The following is a 14,799-nucleotide window of genomic DNA, read 5'->3' as shown; positions in this document are numbered from 1 at the left end:
CTTCCCTTCTCTATTTCGACTCTTGGGGAGGCTTGGCTTTATTGAGGCATTCTATAGTGACAGCAGAGGATCCTATTAAACATTTTTCACAGTTTAAAATTCGCTTTGCGTAAGTCTCGTTAATAGTCGGATCGTCGTCCCCTCTGTATCTCTTTAGCGCAGTTTTAAGATTTTTGGGATTACTTTCTTCGAATTTCTGATGGAGGATGGCCAGGCCAATCTCCATTTGAGCAAGAGGAAAAGATTTCATTTTCGCGTAATAGGTGGCCCCATTCTTAATCTGTTCAAATCCAGCGACTTTAGAAGAAAACCAGTCTCCTCGGGTGAAGAGATCTCTGCAGGTGCTCTTCGTTGTCTGGGCAAGACCCGATGCAGACGAGCTTGAGGCCTTAGCTCTTAGATCAAACGTGGATTCGTTGTATGCCTTGCATGTAAGAACTTGAGGGCTGTATGACAGTCCATGGACTCTTGTCAGTTCTTGGTACCCTTTAATGAGGGCTTTGCCTCTCTCTACAAGTTCCAGTTCAGACCACTCCTTCAGAGAAGGAACAATCTGAGGATCAAGAATCTCTTCAGGTTGATTTTTTTCGGCGGCTTTTTCGGAGATAGCCTTGATGTCCTTTGCCTGATCTGCGCAGCTCCCGCGATGGAGCTTACACGGGTCCTTGGTACTAGCTGACTCTGACAGCGTATCAGCGTGAAGTAGGAAAACAAGAAGAATGCCTAAAGCATGAAAGAGAAGATTCATCAAAGTTCCTATCGGATAAGATCAGCTGTTCCAAGAGGTCGAGTTGTTGATCTTGACGAACGCCCAGAATTAGCTATCAAATGGAGTATGCCAATAAATTTGAAAGACATAGAACAAGCGGCTCAAGTGATCAGGCCCAAAATGAGCAAAACTCAGCTTCTTCATTCTCGAAGCTGTTCGAGGTGGTTGGGCACGGATATTTATTTGAAATATGAAAACCAGCAAATGACGGGTTCCTTTAAGATCCGGGGAGCTTTTAATAAAGTATCAAGTCTCACGGAGTCTGAAAAGGCGAGAGGAATCGTGGCATGCAGTGCGGGAAACCATGCTCAGGGTGTGGCGCTCTCCGCCAGTTACACAGGGGTGAAGGCGCATGTGGTGATGCCAGTGAATTCTCCTCTTGTGAAGGTCATGGCGACCCAAAGCTACGGAGCTGAGGTTATTTTATATGGCGAATTTTTCGACGAGGCCTATGCTCGGGCCAGAGAACTTGAGCAGCAAATGGGCTATGTGTTTGTGCACCCCTACGAGGACCCCAAAGTGATTGCAGGGCAGGGCACAATCGGATTGGAAATTCTTGAGGATCTTCCTGATGTCGATTCAATCGTGGTGCCTATTGGTGGAGGCGGCTTGATTTCTGGAATTGCAACAGCGGTTAAAATGCTGCGTCCGGAGTGCAAGATTTACGGTGTGGTGAGTGACAATACACCTGGAATGTATCATTTGTTTAAAGGCGAACCAGAGACGAAAGCTCCCAATCGACCGACAATCGCTGATGGAACAGCAGTCAAAGCCCCCAGTAAATTGATGTATCAGGATTACATTTCCCGGCTTGTCGACGAAGTGATTCGAATCAAAGACGATGAGATTTCCGAAGCTATGGTTTTTTTGTTGGAGCGGTCCAAGACCCTTGTTGAGGGGGCCGGAGCCATGCCCTTGGCTGCGGCATTAAAAAAGACCTTGGATTTGGGAAAGAAGTCCGTCTTTATTCTGTCGGGGGAATGTCGATCTAAATGCCTTGGCGAATATCATTGAACGAGGTATGAGTCGTCGCGGAAGATTGGCACGACTTCAGGTTGTCGTGAACGATGTTCCTGGCAATTTACACAAGATCACAGGTGTATTGGCTGATCAAAGGGCCAACGTCTTAGAGGTCTACCACGATCGCCTGGGAATGGGGCTTGATATCAGTGAAACAAGTATCGAATTTTTGCTTGAAACCAGAAGCTCCGAACATGTCGAAGAGATCAAGAGGATTCTCCGGGCTCAGGGGGCGAGAGTTCTTTAGAACTGGTGGCATGTGAAGGCGGCAACTGAGGAGATTGATCCGCTTTATCGAAAAATGTTGCCCCTTCGGATAACCAAAGGTGAAGTTCGGAAAGTTGAAATCATCAGGGCTGCAGTGGAGTGTTTGGTAGAGGGTGGTTATGAGCACTTTAACTACAATACGATTGGTCTCAAGGCCGGTTTGGCTCGATCCCACATCGCACACTATTTTCCAGATAAGCGCGAAATTTTGTACCTGGTCGTGCACGGCATTTATCGTGAACTCCAACAGTTAGTCATCGAGAAAATAACCGAGGCAAGCACTGCCGATGCTCAGATAAAAGGAGTGATCGACGCGACGGTCGAGGGGATTGCGCGTGAGCGCGGATGGGCATTGGTGATTTTGCTTTTCACTCACGTTTGCGCCCAAGACGAAAAGTATCGTAAACTCTATACTGAGATTCGCAAGGTGGGTGCAAAACGAATTGATCGGATACTCCAGGGTAAGGAGTGCCTCAGTGAGTTGACCCCCAGACTTCGTTACAATGTGGCAAGGGGCGTTCAGTCAATTATTTTGGGTGGAGTCGTGGAGAATCTCACGACAGATTGGTTATCAGGTCCCGGACTCATTAAGAAACAGATTTATCGGCAAGTGATATCCTACATTGAGAGCGCCAGCGAAAGCCGATGAGCAGTTGTACAAGGGTTTTTGCAATTAAACTGATTCAAGCGAGCTTTTTTGTATTGATGTCGCTTGTACTTCAATTTGCAGTCGGGGCCTCCGAGATAAAGCTCAGATCCGAGAAGGGATATTTTCCTCGTTTTAGCCCGGTCAATCCCTGTGTCAAATCCCTCATGAAGAATCCTCTTGTTCAGATTGAAAACGTGATTGCCGGTCCTCTCGATCGCGAGGATTTAATAAACCAGAATTGGACAGGTGCCAGTCCTGAAACAAATATCGGGAACAAGTATTTTCGTGTCGTTTTTCGATATGATTACGAAAAGGGTGGTTTGAAGACCATTGTCAGAAGGCCTGAAACAGTACTCGCTTCTCCCTCATCACCACCATACAAAAAAATCTATCAGAGTGCTCACCAAGCGGTCGTTGCGGGTCATGCGGGCCATCTCAAAATTATTGAGCGATTGGTCGGAGTGGCCACGGGAGCCATGGCTGAGAGAAGAAACTGGGACGTGAGTCGTCTGCAGCAACTGGCCCGCGAATACATGCAGAACTCCACCTATATCGAAGTCTTGGATGACTCTGGTCAAACCAGGGGGACTCTCCGGATCATCAGTGCTCCCTACGGATCCATTAAACAGGGGGAGGAGCAGTTGGGATTTCATGGGCCCACGGTCATCAAAAATTATTTTTCGGCTGAAGATGAACAGCATTACATGCACCATCTCACAAATTTGAGATCGCAGACGGGGCATCGAGTGGGGAACATTTACGGACGGATTGGCTACTTGGGTCTTATGGTATTGGGCGGGGCCCCAGTGCCTCCCTGGATATTGGACCTAGAAAAGAGAACTTTACCCCTGCCCCGCTTGATGATGGAGCAGATTCACTCTGAGGATTTGGCTTCCCATTTTGCCAACGGCCTTCTTCCTCGGCCGATAAATCATGTTGTTGGATCTGGCGAGCAATTGTCCGGTGCGGGAGAGATTGAAGAGTACGGAAACTTTTATATCGATCCTTCTTCAAGTCCAGATGTGTTTTTGCTCCTTCTAAATCAGCTGTTTATGATTCAGTTTGAAGGTCATTTTATGCCAAACATGACTTTCAAAGGCAGACGAATCTATACGTACGGAGATGAGCTGTCTTGGAGGTTTTATCGTCCTCTCGGTTTTAAAAAATTGATGGACATGCCTTTTGATTACTCAGGTCGTCCACATTGGTATTTTTATACGGATCTCGACAGCTTTTACCAAAATTTTCTTAAAATTCGGGGCCAATCGGCATCGGCATCGGGTGCGACATCCGGTTCGGCATTGGCTTTGAGAGCGGCGCTCATTGAGGCTGCGACCCGTTTGATGGAAGAACCCGAAGCGTGTACTCATCTCAGGCGGTCTCGCTTCCTGGATCTGTGAATTCGCCCCTTACCCAATGGGCTCGCGGCTTTTGCGCCATTGTCATTTTTTCAACAAGCTCAAAATGACACCAAATTGCACACCGCGATTGAGCGAGCGCCACATTTCTCCCAAAGACTAACCCACTTTGCCTCTGTCTAATCACTATATTGATCATACATCGATCTTAAGCAGCTCTGCACCGATGAATTAGTGTCAAAAATACCCCATTCTTTCTGGCACACAATTGGCAAAGACGGAAACTGTTCAAGTTGCAAGGCGAAACTGAACCAGTTGGCTATTGGAAAATATTAGTCCGATTGGATCGCAATGCATAGACGTGACGCTGGTGTCAGGAATCGGAAGGAATATGCTATTGAAGCGGCAGGTAGATTATCAGAACTTTTCTGACATCTCTTGCGTTGGGAATTGATTAAATGAATATTATTTTAAAGCTCAGGAGGCTAAACATGAAAATCCGTGATGACAGACAATTTCCTGTCTGCATGTACCACCAGCTAAATAGAGGTCTTGCTCTTTTTCTTATCCTTTTCGGCATATCCCTTGTTAGTGCCCAGAGTTGCAGGGCTGAGATCAGCTTTCAATGGAACACATCTCTTGGTGCTTCAGGAATTGAAACAGACGTGATCAACTTTTCTAATGAAAAGCTTGTCTGCAACGGATCGTATCGCCTTCTAGTTGTGGATAATGATGACTACATTAAAAGAGATCTTACTTATGAATTTGCCTCCTACATTATTAATGGCTTAAAGCTGTATAATTTTTTAACAAAGTTCAGCGACATAGGCTTGCCCTCTCATCAGGAAGTAAAAGGCATAGTCGTTGACAGGGCGATGAAATGTGAATTGATGGGCGGTTGGCCGATGCCACGTAATCGGTCCCGGCAAGAGAATTGGAATAGATATAAAGGAATACCTCATGAGATCGAACGCAGGGCCATCGAGTCGGCGTTAAGAAACAATCACATCAGCTATGCAATTGACATTTTTAATGCATCAGAAAACAAGAGAAGCATAAAAGTTATTGACCTTTCAAATTCATTTTTCAATGGAAGGCAAAGCGACATGGCAGCGTTTTCGTCGCTAAACCATATTGAAACTGATCGATCTGCAATTGATTTGTATAACAACGGTTTGCCGTCAGATGGTGACCTTAGAAACAACAACCTCATAAAATCAATCCATAAGTGTGGGTTTTTGTATTTTGAACGCAGGACCGAAAAATGTGGGATAGAGAACTACGAAGAAGCTGCGAGTGAGCATTGTGGTGTTTTAGAATATAATTCACAGGCTAGCACCGCATATTGTGGGTGCGCCAGACGATCAGGAAACGCCATGGCATGCATAGGAGGCTGTCCCTGCGTGCAGGGGAATGTATGTCAACATCCTCAGTTTGGCGTTAAAAGCTACAAGACTTGCCGCAGTCCAAAGCACATGGTTATTCACAACCTCTGTAGACATATCGCTCACGGGATTCAAGATGCCAAGATTTGTCCGAAGCAATAAAGCTGTCGAAGAGAAGAGGAAGTGCCCTATGAAATTGAAGATGATTTACGTTTACTCTACTTTACTTTTGCTTATTGGGAGCGATAGCTGTCTTGCAAGGACGAAGATTCAAGAACCGAGGCAGAGAGGTAGAAATCCCTGGCCGAACGGATGCGTTCAGTACCGAAAAACGAACTGCGATGGAATTGAATATGCTGTCCAAATGGAGGAGTGTTTAAATAGGAAATTTGCCTGGGCAGATAAATGCGAAATGGAGATGAAGGAAATTTATGACAGTAGGATGAACGAGATTCTGCTACACGAAGAACAAAGCAAGGCAGAAGCAACATCTCAAGCTGAAGCAATTATTGTAGAGAAGTACAACTCAGATAAGAAACAGCAGATCAGTAATCACGATTTAAGAGCTTACCAGAGCCAAAAAGCAGAAGTGATTTTGATTGAGTATTCCAATCGAATCAAAACTCAAATATCAAAAAGAATCGAAAAAATGATGATTGATCTTGAAGCGATTAATCAAAGCCTCAAGGAATTGGCGCAAAAGCAATATTTTTCAATCGAGGAGTTCGAATCCGTTCAGCTAAGGCTTAAAAAGCTAGAATCTCGCGTTTTGACAATTCCAAACAATTTCAGGTATTATTTTAACTATTACAATGCCAGACTGGGCACAATTTCAGTCCCTGACATTAAAGAAACATACTCGGAGGCCCTTAAGAAGTATGAGATTGCGCTGCAGCCATATCGAGTTCTTCAGGAAAAAATAAAATCCACTTCTGGATTTGCGAGTCATTTGGTTTTTAGAGTTGGAGATAAGCGAGAGAGGACTCCTTTGGAAGTCATAATCAGGCATATCGAGAATATAGACAAACAGCGCCAAAAGAACCCAGATGACAATTCTCTTGATGAGTTATTTGCCACAGCGGTTCGAGATTGCCAATCAATCACAAGCAATCCTTCAGTTTGTACGGGGACCCGCAGATGAAATATCTCTTGTTTGCAATCTCAGTAATTATTTCTTCACTGTCACATGCTTCTGTTCTTTATGTGAGATGTGAAAATTTTGAAACTCGTACGTCTTGTATTCCAATGAGAGAAGGAATTAATTTTGTTAGTTTGAATGGCATAGGGCTGCCTTCCTCAATTGCGGCTGGCTGCACAGATAGGCTTTGCAGTCATATCATTCCTATACCAAATAATGTCTTAAAGCTCGGAACTAATTTGCTATCATTCTCAGTTCGGACACCTACTTCTGATGCAAATACGCAGACTCACCATCGTTATACATTTGTACTAGATTCAGTCGAAATATATTCCTTTGATTCAAGAAGGACCGGAAATGAAGTAGATAAGCGGTCATTTTCGATGGATTTATCCTTGAATCAGTTAGACCCAGAATTAGCCAGGCGCGTAGCTCTGCTCATAGAAAAAAGGGGCGAATTCGATAGAAAAGTGTATGAGGCCATTGATAGATATAAACAAATAGACGAAGAGGAAGAAAAGTCACGGGAGAGAATTTTAGACCTTGAGAACCAACTGAGTCAACTGTCGACCGCAAACTTTGACGAGATATCGACTGATCTTCTGAGGAAACTGTCGATTGAATTGAAGTTCTATGAAACGCTAAAATCTAATAAAAGTCTGGTCGTAAAAAACAACGAAAAACATGATCCCTCATTGGCGAGCCGTTATGCCTCGACTGCAGGAGCAATAGAGGATATCAACCGACGCTTAAATAATTATGGAACCTCTCTCGAAAATCTTGGCGTGGCTTTGACCTTACCGGAAAGCAGTGAGAGGGAGGCAAGGGCTGAGAGCTCAGGCGAAGCTTCAGTTGAAGGCGGTCATCTTGTTAACACAGCCATTACGAAGCTAGAGTCACTCATTAATAGTTATAATAAATCCGCTGCTGATCAAAATCTTGATCAGATGGAAAAGATCTATAAAGAATGGAAGTTGTTGAATCCGTATGTCTGGGACATTGTCAGTAGCATCAAGGGACTGGACACGCCTCAAAAGCGCATTCTATATGATAAAATTGGAGTGGCTGTTAAGGCCATCGGTGTTTGCGAAACTGACAATTACTGGTATCGAGACGGAGGTCTATCAAAAGCAAACAAAGAGTACATTGATAGTGAAATTCAGCTTGGCAATTCGCAATTTAAATTAATTAAATCAAAATTTAACTTTCAAAAGTTCAGCGATGAATATCTTCAAAAGTCTCGAGAAGTTCTGGCCAGGAGCCAGTCGTTGAATGAAAGAATCAAGGGGTATCCGGAAGCAACCACTGAGGACGTGAATGTTAAGGAGATAGCGAGAGCCTCGCTGAAGGTGTCCAATGAATTGTTTGCAGAATCCATGGACAGTCAGGATCTCGATAAATTGGAAACTGCCTCCGATACCCTGTCCATTGGAGATGAAGTCCTTAATATTGGCTTGGGATTCATTCCCGTAGTTGGGACAGCTGCTTCGCTCTATGAGGCATTCACCGGAAAGACTCCCTTTGGCGATCATCAACTGAGTCCTGTTGAAAGAGGCATAAGTTTAGTCGCTGCATTCGTGCCCATGTTTGGTGGGGTGGTTGGCAAAAAGATAGCCTCAAAATCTGTAAAGAGTTTTGGCTCTTTTTCCAATATCTTCAAAAAGATCGCATCAAAAATTCGAGGCTTCGATGGCTCGGTAGTCAACGAAATCGCGAAGACAGGGGAAGTGATTGCTTCTTCTGCGGCGAAACTAGAATTTAGCTCGAAGGTGGAAATTGTTGATTTGATTGAATTTACCAAAAGAACCCTTGGTAATGAAATTGGAGCAGTTGGTAAATTCGAGAGCCTCTTGAAGGCTGCAGAGGGCCCTTCTAGAGAGATAATTACTTTGACAAGTCAACTTCAAAGTAAATTTAAGCATGCTGAGGTTTTTGGAATCACAGGTAATAGTGGCAAAGAAACACTGTTGAAATTTGCCAATTCAATTGAAAGTCATATTAAGGCCGCAACGACAAAAGTGATTGAGGGAACTTATCATCAAACTCAAAAGGTCATACATTATGTCGATGTTACCTCCGGAATAAATGTTATGAAAGATTATGCTAATGGGAATTTTATTAGCGCATGGCGACTAAGTCCCGAACAGCTTAAGAACGTATTAGAGAGAGGAAGCTTATGAACGAGTTAGACAAAAAAATATCAATTGAACTTAGTTTAGCTGAAGCCATTGTCATTGCTAACTTTGTTGGTCGACATGATGATTTCAAAAATGGGATTACGAATTTAACAAATGATGAAAAAGAGCCCTATGGAATCTGGAGTGCTTACTTGAAAAAGAATTAACTGAACCGTTTGTTAGCGACTATGAGAAAGTGTTAGAGCAAGCAAAAAAAATACTCACGGATGAAATAGATGAGTAGCGATCTTGTTCAGGCCTGAATTTCATTTATCGATTCTGACCTAGCCGGGCCAAATCGGTCCAGGATCTGTGATAAGATCTGGGCCAAGAAAGGACCCAAATGGGAAGAATTAAAGTATTCCAATAACATTAGCGATTTTTGATAGCACTGGGAAGTATTTGTATGGGAATGGCATCTATTAATTTTCATTACCAATCTAAAAAGGCGGGCGCAAATGAACTAGCTATCTTTTTGGATAAAATGAATTTCCAAAAGATACAGAATCAATTTAATGGATATCTAAATTTTGTATTGAAAACAAATGACTCGCTTATAGAATTCATGATAGGAGTCGACGGCCATATTTACATAAGAGTGGCACTATGTAATCCTCCAACATTTGCAAAAAGTCTCCAGAAAGTTGTTGAAAAATTGTTTGATAAATTTAATGGGGAATTTATGAATGAACACTCAAGGAAATGTTATAAGTTTTGTGATGAAAAATTAATTGATGATATCATGTCATCATATAATGAAAAGAGAGATATCTTTGTAGAATATTACGGTGATTTTTTTGCTCCGATAGGAGATGAAGATGTTTCCAATTATATAGAGAAACATGGGATTATCTCTAACTCCGAGTTAAGAAAGCAGGGTAAATCAGTTAAAGGTCATCCATAGGGGCGGCGGTTGGCCCAAGATTCTGTGAGTCAAGAATTCTGAGCCAGGTGGCATTAGCTTGCTATCATACTTATCGTTTCCCTTCGATATCAGAACGGAATTTATTGTTGGGGCGGCGCACTCGATACGACTTTACAACCGGCGGCCGACGGATTCTCAACACAAGCCTCGAGCGCTCGAACGGTATTTATCATACCCCTTCCCACCAAATCCGCCCACTCCTCTTGAGTGGTAAAGAAGTCGCGATTTTGATCGTCCAGGACAGGAGTGGGAAGGCCTGCTTTGCGCAAAATAAAATCCATCATCAAGCGACTCGTTCGGCCATTTCCGTCGATAAAGGGATGTATGATCACAAACCATTGTTGAGCCTTGGCCGCAAAAGCCACCACATCTACAGACTCAGGATTAAGTGAAAGATTGTGAAATTGACTCTTCATATATTCTGTCCACCTATCCATTTGCTCAACGACTTCGTCCGCGATAGCCATCGTTAGATCACCGCAAGATTTCGCGGGTTCGGAAACATCGCCGGGATTGTGTTTAAATTGAAAAGCCTCAGGAACAGCTCCTGCTTCAGCTTTGGGAACCGGAGCCTGACTTTGGCGTTCATTGCAAAGCCGGGGCACAAAGTTCATCAATTTTTTCTGATGTTTTTCCGAGAAATAGGGCGTATTAGCTATAGCAAGAATGTCTTTTACTGGATAGGCGTCCTCTACACTATGCAGGGGTATGATTTCTTCCACGTCCGCGCGATATTGACCATTTGGTACTGCATAGAGTTTGTGCAATGCCATCGCATGCAATGCTAAAATCCAAGTCTGAATATCTTTGATATTCTTTCCCATAAATACATTTTCGGTCTTTTCATCGTCTATTATGGCGGAAGCCTTCATCCAGTTGCCCCAGGTACGTGGGCTAGGCTTGTAAACCTTCCATGCGGTAAACTCGGAATCGCCATTCTTTGCCAAATATTTTGTCCAATCTGACATATTAATGAAGCGAGGCCCGATTACGTTTCCAATTTGAAGTGGATTTTCTATCCCAGAACGCTTCAGCCGTTCAATCGCAATTTTATAGCGAATTTGCAAATCACACAAACTCATTCCACTAAGATGCTGTGTTTGAAGATGTCCGACCACCTCATCGCAAGTCGTATCAGGTTCAGCCTGGGCGGCATAGGAAGTCAGAACCATTGAGATAAGAGAACTGAAAAAATAGAACTTAAAATTACTTTTCATATTAGTTTCCTTATAAAGGTAACAAGTGCTTGCATCTTTCGTACCCGATTCATTCGGATCGCTCGAGGTCCAGACATCTAGGATAGTGACGAGTCTTGTCACTTTGCTACATTTTTTGGTCAAAGAGCAACCCAGTCCATCGGTATTCTGCGTCTGTCGAGACGTGGCCCACCACCAGAATGTCTTGTGGAGAGAAAGGTCGGATAGGCACATGGATTGCAAAAAGTCGTCGGAAACGAGAAGTGTATATTGTGATCTGGCTCAATAGTCATTTTTTGTATCGGGCTTTGAGTGATCTATTTCAGTGAATGCTTCTGAATGGCTAATTAAATTGAAACAGACTTGGAAATATTGCCAATTGCTACTTAGCAGTGGGAGAAGAAATGAAGAATATTAAAATCGGTTTTCTACCAAAGCAGGTCCTGGGCACCTTGATTTTAACCATGCTTTCAGTGACAGCACGCGGGGCACAGATGTTCAACAATGTAGACATCTCTCCCATGGTCAATCATTTTCAGAAGCAAGTTGTGACCCTCAATAAGGCCATCACGACCTACAATTGGGTATCGCACGCACCTGGCGACTTCTGGGATACGGAACGGCCGCAAAATGATCCGTCGCTCCTCAATGAAGCGCATATTTCCGCACGTGTATTCTGGAGCAATTACGGCTCACAAGCTGGAGCGAACAATATGTACGGTTCCGGCCTTTATACGGCTGTGGATCCTGTTGTAACGGAGAACTACGGGGGACAAGACTGGCGTCTGACACAAATTCGGTTTCCCATTGGCACACGGGTGCTTGATTTAGCAAATCCCGATACCGTCAACGTAAAAGACTCAGTGCTTGTTAACGCCACTTACGAGATTGAAGAGAAATTTGGTTGCCCACGTGCATCCGCTGCCGACCCCTACTTCGTTAATGGCGGGGTCAGTCTCAGTGAAGCTTGTCGTTCATTGATTAGCGAGGTTTTTAACAGCATTTTGCAGATCGACGCCTTCGCCTACGGTTACGGGGATACTAGCTTTAGAGCCTGTGAGAGCGGTATGTATATGGGCTCCCGCGCGTTTGTGGTGACCCGCGCCGACTGGATGCGATCCGAATACGTCCACTATTATACCGCGAACTCGCGGTTGAATGAGGAAGAACGTTTGCGAATCCAAACTCTTTTTATCATGGCAAGTGAAGAAGGAATCGACAAGGTCCTGTTACTCGACTTCATCGCTCAATATCTTGACCAGCAGCCCGATCGTGATATTCGAGGGTCCAAAACTGTTTGCGAAGGTGATTCTTGCATCATAACAGTGCAGTTTTGCGATTCCAAGAACACCTGCGATCAGGTTCCACTTCCACCACTTCCTCGTCCTGGTGGGCCAATGATAACAGAAGAAGTAGCAAAAAGAAAAAAATTGCTCTGGACCGACCTGGTCGGCAAACCAAAGGTTTCAACGATGTCTACTTGGTTACAAGACAATAAATTTGGTTGTTCAGGCAAGTTGCCATATGAAGTGAAATGAGGAAAACGATATGAAATATCTTAGTCTTATCACTGCAGTTTTATTCGTAAACACCGGCTGCATTAAAAAATTGACTGACAATAACGATGGTTTTCGCTATTCGTTCTCGGTCGAGGCGATCGAGAAATCAGAATTATCGCGTTCCGAAGCCGCTGAGGAAATTGCTAAAGGAGCCGAACAACTTGTCTACGCCAAGGGTTTCGAACAAGCCGATCGTGTTGCTGCGGATGCGTTGAAATTAGATCCCGCTAATCTCCGCGCAGGTTTTATCAAGGCTCTTCTCGAACCGCTGATTTTGCTGAAAGGAATTGTGGTTCGACTCCAACCGCTAGCCGAACGGAATCCAGCATTAAGAGAAAATTGGGGTAATACTGTTGCGGCACTTAAATCTCAACCCGACTATATGTTAAACTCCTATTATCTCGACGGAAACCCTGAAATATCGACGGAAAAGGAACTCCAAAACTATCTCGACAAGTTGATAGCGGCACTGGAGCATTTTCGACTTTTCGTGCGCGACCACCGTAATTCTGAGATCACCATGATGAGCAGTCCGATGTTTATACAGAACGCGAATTCTCGTTACGCATATAGATGTAAGATCACGGAGACCGCAAATCGGAGCTATGAACTTGTTTGTCCACCGTCGTCCGCTCGACATCAAGTCACTCTTAATCGGGCCGACTTCGAAATTATCCAATATGCAATTGGATTTTACGAATTGTATCTCGCATTGCCGAACAGTTACGATTTGACCGGCACTGTGGAGTCCATCAAAGGGATGAACGGGACGAGTGAAATTCTTACTAAGGACTACCAAAAAATTATTGATGATATCATGGCGCACGCCGAATTCGGTACCTTGAGAATTCCGAATACCATGTCGAAAGCTCGCGGCTGGGGTCTGGATATTTTGAATAGCTTATTGTGGGCGAATGAAAATGTGAAACTATTGTGCAGCATGGGATGGGAACATCCCCAAAATCGCCCAGGGTATTTATTTGACAAGGGATTGTGCGTGATTGACGCTTTTAAACCTCATCTGGAGAAGGTAGAGAAGCTCGTAAAGTCAAACCAGGAAGTGCCATTCGATTTTTCGCTGGGCCACGGCAATATGGTCACCGTTCAAATGAACGTATTTGCGCTTTTTGAAAAGCCGATGGAATCGCTTAAGCAACTCGGTCCTTTGAAAATCGATTCATGCGGTAACTTGGTGGAGCTGCGTGATCCAACGATTGCAGGCCTTTTTCCAAACGGCGATGCTATTACCGCCTTCGGGAATTCCAAATGCCCATAAAGCGAGTGTTTTTTCTCTTGAGTTTTTTGGGAGTGGGACAATGGGCATCTGGCCTATCCAATCGTATGGAGGACTTTTCAATCCATCATTGTTTTGCCAATGACTGTCTAACTGCTCAGGGAGCTAGGGCCTTTCTTAACCACAGTGGCCTCTTAATTTCGGCGAGCGATGTGACTCTGATAGTTCAGAATCTGGACCAATCTCAGTCGTCATATAATTGCACAGACTTTCGCGCCGATCTCATAAACGATCTTTACATTTGCGACAACCGAGCAGATCAACGTGTTTCATTTACCCTTGATCGCGAATTGAAAATGAAGACCTACTAATATGAAAAAGCGAATATGGTCGACGAATTTTTTACTTTTGACTCTCTGGTGGTTGGTTGCGTGCGAAAGGTCTTCCAGAAACGCAGTCGATGCAAGCGATCGTCCCCAGCGCGTAATGTCACCTGCAATCGAGCATCTATGTAACCAGCTTTATGCAAAAAATATAAGAGACAAGCGCATCAGCTGGAAAGGAAACGCCCCAATTCTTTTTTCCTTCGATGCTTCCTTTCCGGAGGAATACATCGCGGCTGTGAAATCCGCCATTGAAACGTGGAACAAGGCGGCGGGGTTTGAGCTTTTTAGGTCCGATCCGAATTTTCGAGATTATTCTGTCCCTGCAAACGATGGACGAAATACTTTCTATTTTAGGAAACGAGGAGCACGGGGTAAAGCGCCGAAAAATCGTCGAGCCCTTATTTCGCGAGGATGGGGCCTAGCGGTAACCGTGGTGAATGGTCGCGCTAACGAAATTATAGACGCGGATATCATCTTTGATGGGATCGCCAATAATTTTTCGACCTCCCGAAATCGTGTAGGATACTTCGACGTAGAAAGTGTCGCTCTACATGAGCTCGGACATTCCCTCGGCCTTGTTCACAATGAGGAGTCCTCGTCAATCATGTTCTATGGAGAATCATCGGTAAACTTTTCCTTGCGGACTCTGGATGCGACGACAATTCAAACACTGGACTGTGAATACAGGTAGGACAGTCTGGATCCCTATCCAATGCTTTTCATGTCGCGGAGGCTC

Annotated in this window: 13 protein-coding genes and 1 pseudogene; 12 read left to right on the top strand and 2 right to left on the bottom strand. The window is 44.2% G+C overall.

From position 1 onward, the window contains the following. Positions 1-10: 10 nt before the first annotated feature. Positions 11-748, bottom strand: a complete 738-nt coding sequence (locus IPL83_12480; GenBank protein MBK9039958.1) for a hypothetical protein — start codon at positions 746-748, stop codon at positions 11-13. Between the two features lie 87 nt (positions 749-835). Between IPL83_12480 and IPL83_12475 the strand changes: the two are divergent. From IPL83_12475 to IPL83_12440, 8 genes and pseudogenes are all read left to right on the top strand, one after another. Next, positions 836-2,036 (top strand): annotated as a pseudogene (locus tag IPL83_12475) (threonine ammonia-lyase). Between the two features lie 12 nt (positions 2,037-2,048). Further along, complete coding sequence (locus IPL83_12470) at positions 2,049-2,705, top strand: TetR/AcrR family transcriptional regulator (protein MBK9039957.1); 657 nt, start codon at positions 2,049-2,051, stop codon at positions 2,703-2,705. Continuing rightward, positions 2,702-4,105, top strand: a complete 1,404-nt coding sequence (locus IPL83_12465) for a hypothetical protein (protein MBK9039956.1) — start codon at positions 2,702-2,704, stop codon at positions 4,103-4,105. The genes IPL83_12470 and IPL83_12465 overlap by 4 nt, the downstream gene beginning before the upstream one ends. A gap of 449 nt (positions 4,106-4,554) precedes the next feature. Continuing rightward, positions 4,555-5,610: a hypothetical protein gene (locus IPL83_12460; GenBank protein ID MBK9039955.1), complete on the top strand. Its 1,056-nt coding sequence runs from the start codon at positions 4,555-4,557 to the stop codon at positions 5,608-5,610. Between the two features lie 28 nt (positions 5,611-5,638). Continuing rightward, positions 5,639-6,589, top strand: coding sequence for a hypothetical protein (locus IPL83_12455; protein ID MBK9039954.1), 951 nt, complete (start codon positions 5,639-5,641; stop codon positions 6,587-6,589). Continuing rightward, on the top strand, positions 6,586-8,766 hold the full coding sequence (locus IPL83_12450) for a hypothetical protein (GenBank protein MBK9039953.1): 2,181 nt from the start codon (positions 6,586-6,588) through the stop codon (positions 8,764-8,766). Before IPL83_12455 ends, IPL83_12450 begins: the two co-directional genes overlap by 4 nt. After that, on the top strand, positions 8,763-8,930 hold the full coding sequence (locus tag IPL83_12445; protein MBK9039952.1) for a hypothetical protein: 168 nt from the start codon (positions 8,763-8,765) through the stop codon (positions 8,928-8,930). The genes IPL83_12450 and IPL83_12445 overlap by 4 nt, the downstream gene beginning before the upstream one ends. A gap of 239 nt (positions 8,931-9,169) precedes the next feature. Beyond that, positions 9,170-9,667, top strand: coding sequence for a hypothetical protein (locus tag IPL83_12440; protein ID MBK9039951.1), 498 nt, complete (start codon positions 9,170-9,172; stop codon positions 9,665-9,667). 101 nt (positions 9,668-9,768) lie between these two features. Here the strand turns inward: IPL83_12440 and IPL83_12435 are convergent, their stop codons facing one another. Continuing rightward, a complete protein-coding gene (locus IPL83_12435) occupies positions 9,769-10,905 on the bottom strand; it encodes a Fic family protein (protein MBK9039950.1) in 1,137 nt (378 codons plus the stop codon). Positions 10,906-11,288: 383 nt separating this feature from the next. On the opposite strand from IPL83_12435, the gene IPL83_12430 reads away from it, so the two are divergent. Genes IPL83_12430 through IPL83_12415 form a run of 4 tightly spaced genes read left to right on the top strand, consistent with a single transcriptional unit; the run spans position 11,289 to position 14,754 of the window. Continuing rightward, entirely contained in the window at positions 11,289-12,422 is a 1,134-nt protein-coding gene (locus IPL83_12430; GenBank protein MBK9039949.1) for a hypothetical protein, read from the top strand. A gap of 10 nt (positions 12,423-12,432) precedes the next feature. Further along, a complete protein-coding gene (locus IPL83_12425) occupies positions 12,433-13,719 on the top strand; it encodes a hypothetical protein (GenBank protein MBK9039948.1) in 1,287 nt (428 codons plus the stop codon). Continuing rightward, positions 13,710-14,048 (top strand): hypothetical protein, encoded by a 339-nt coding sequence (locus IPL83_12420; protein MBK9039947.1) that lies wholly within the window; start codon positions 13,710-13,712, stop codon positions 14,046-14,048. Before IPL83_12425 ends, IPL83_12420 begins: the two co-directional genes overlap by 10 nt. Position 14,049: 1 nt before the next feature. Next, positions 14,050-14,754, top strand: coding sequence for a matrixin family metalloprotease (locus IPL83_12415; protein ID MBK9039946.1), 705 nt, complete (start codon positions 14,050-14,052; stop codon positions 14,752-14,754). Positions 14,755-14,799: the final 45 nt, after the last annotated feature.

Source organism: Bdellovibrionales bacterium, from assembly GCA_016716765.1.
Lineage (GTDB): Bacteria > Bdellovibrionota > Bdellovibrionia > Bdellovibrionales > UBA1609 > JADJVA01.
This window is presented reverse-complemented; position numbering and strand designations above follow the sequence as displayed.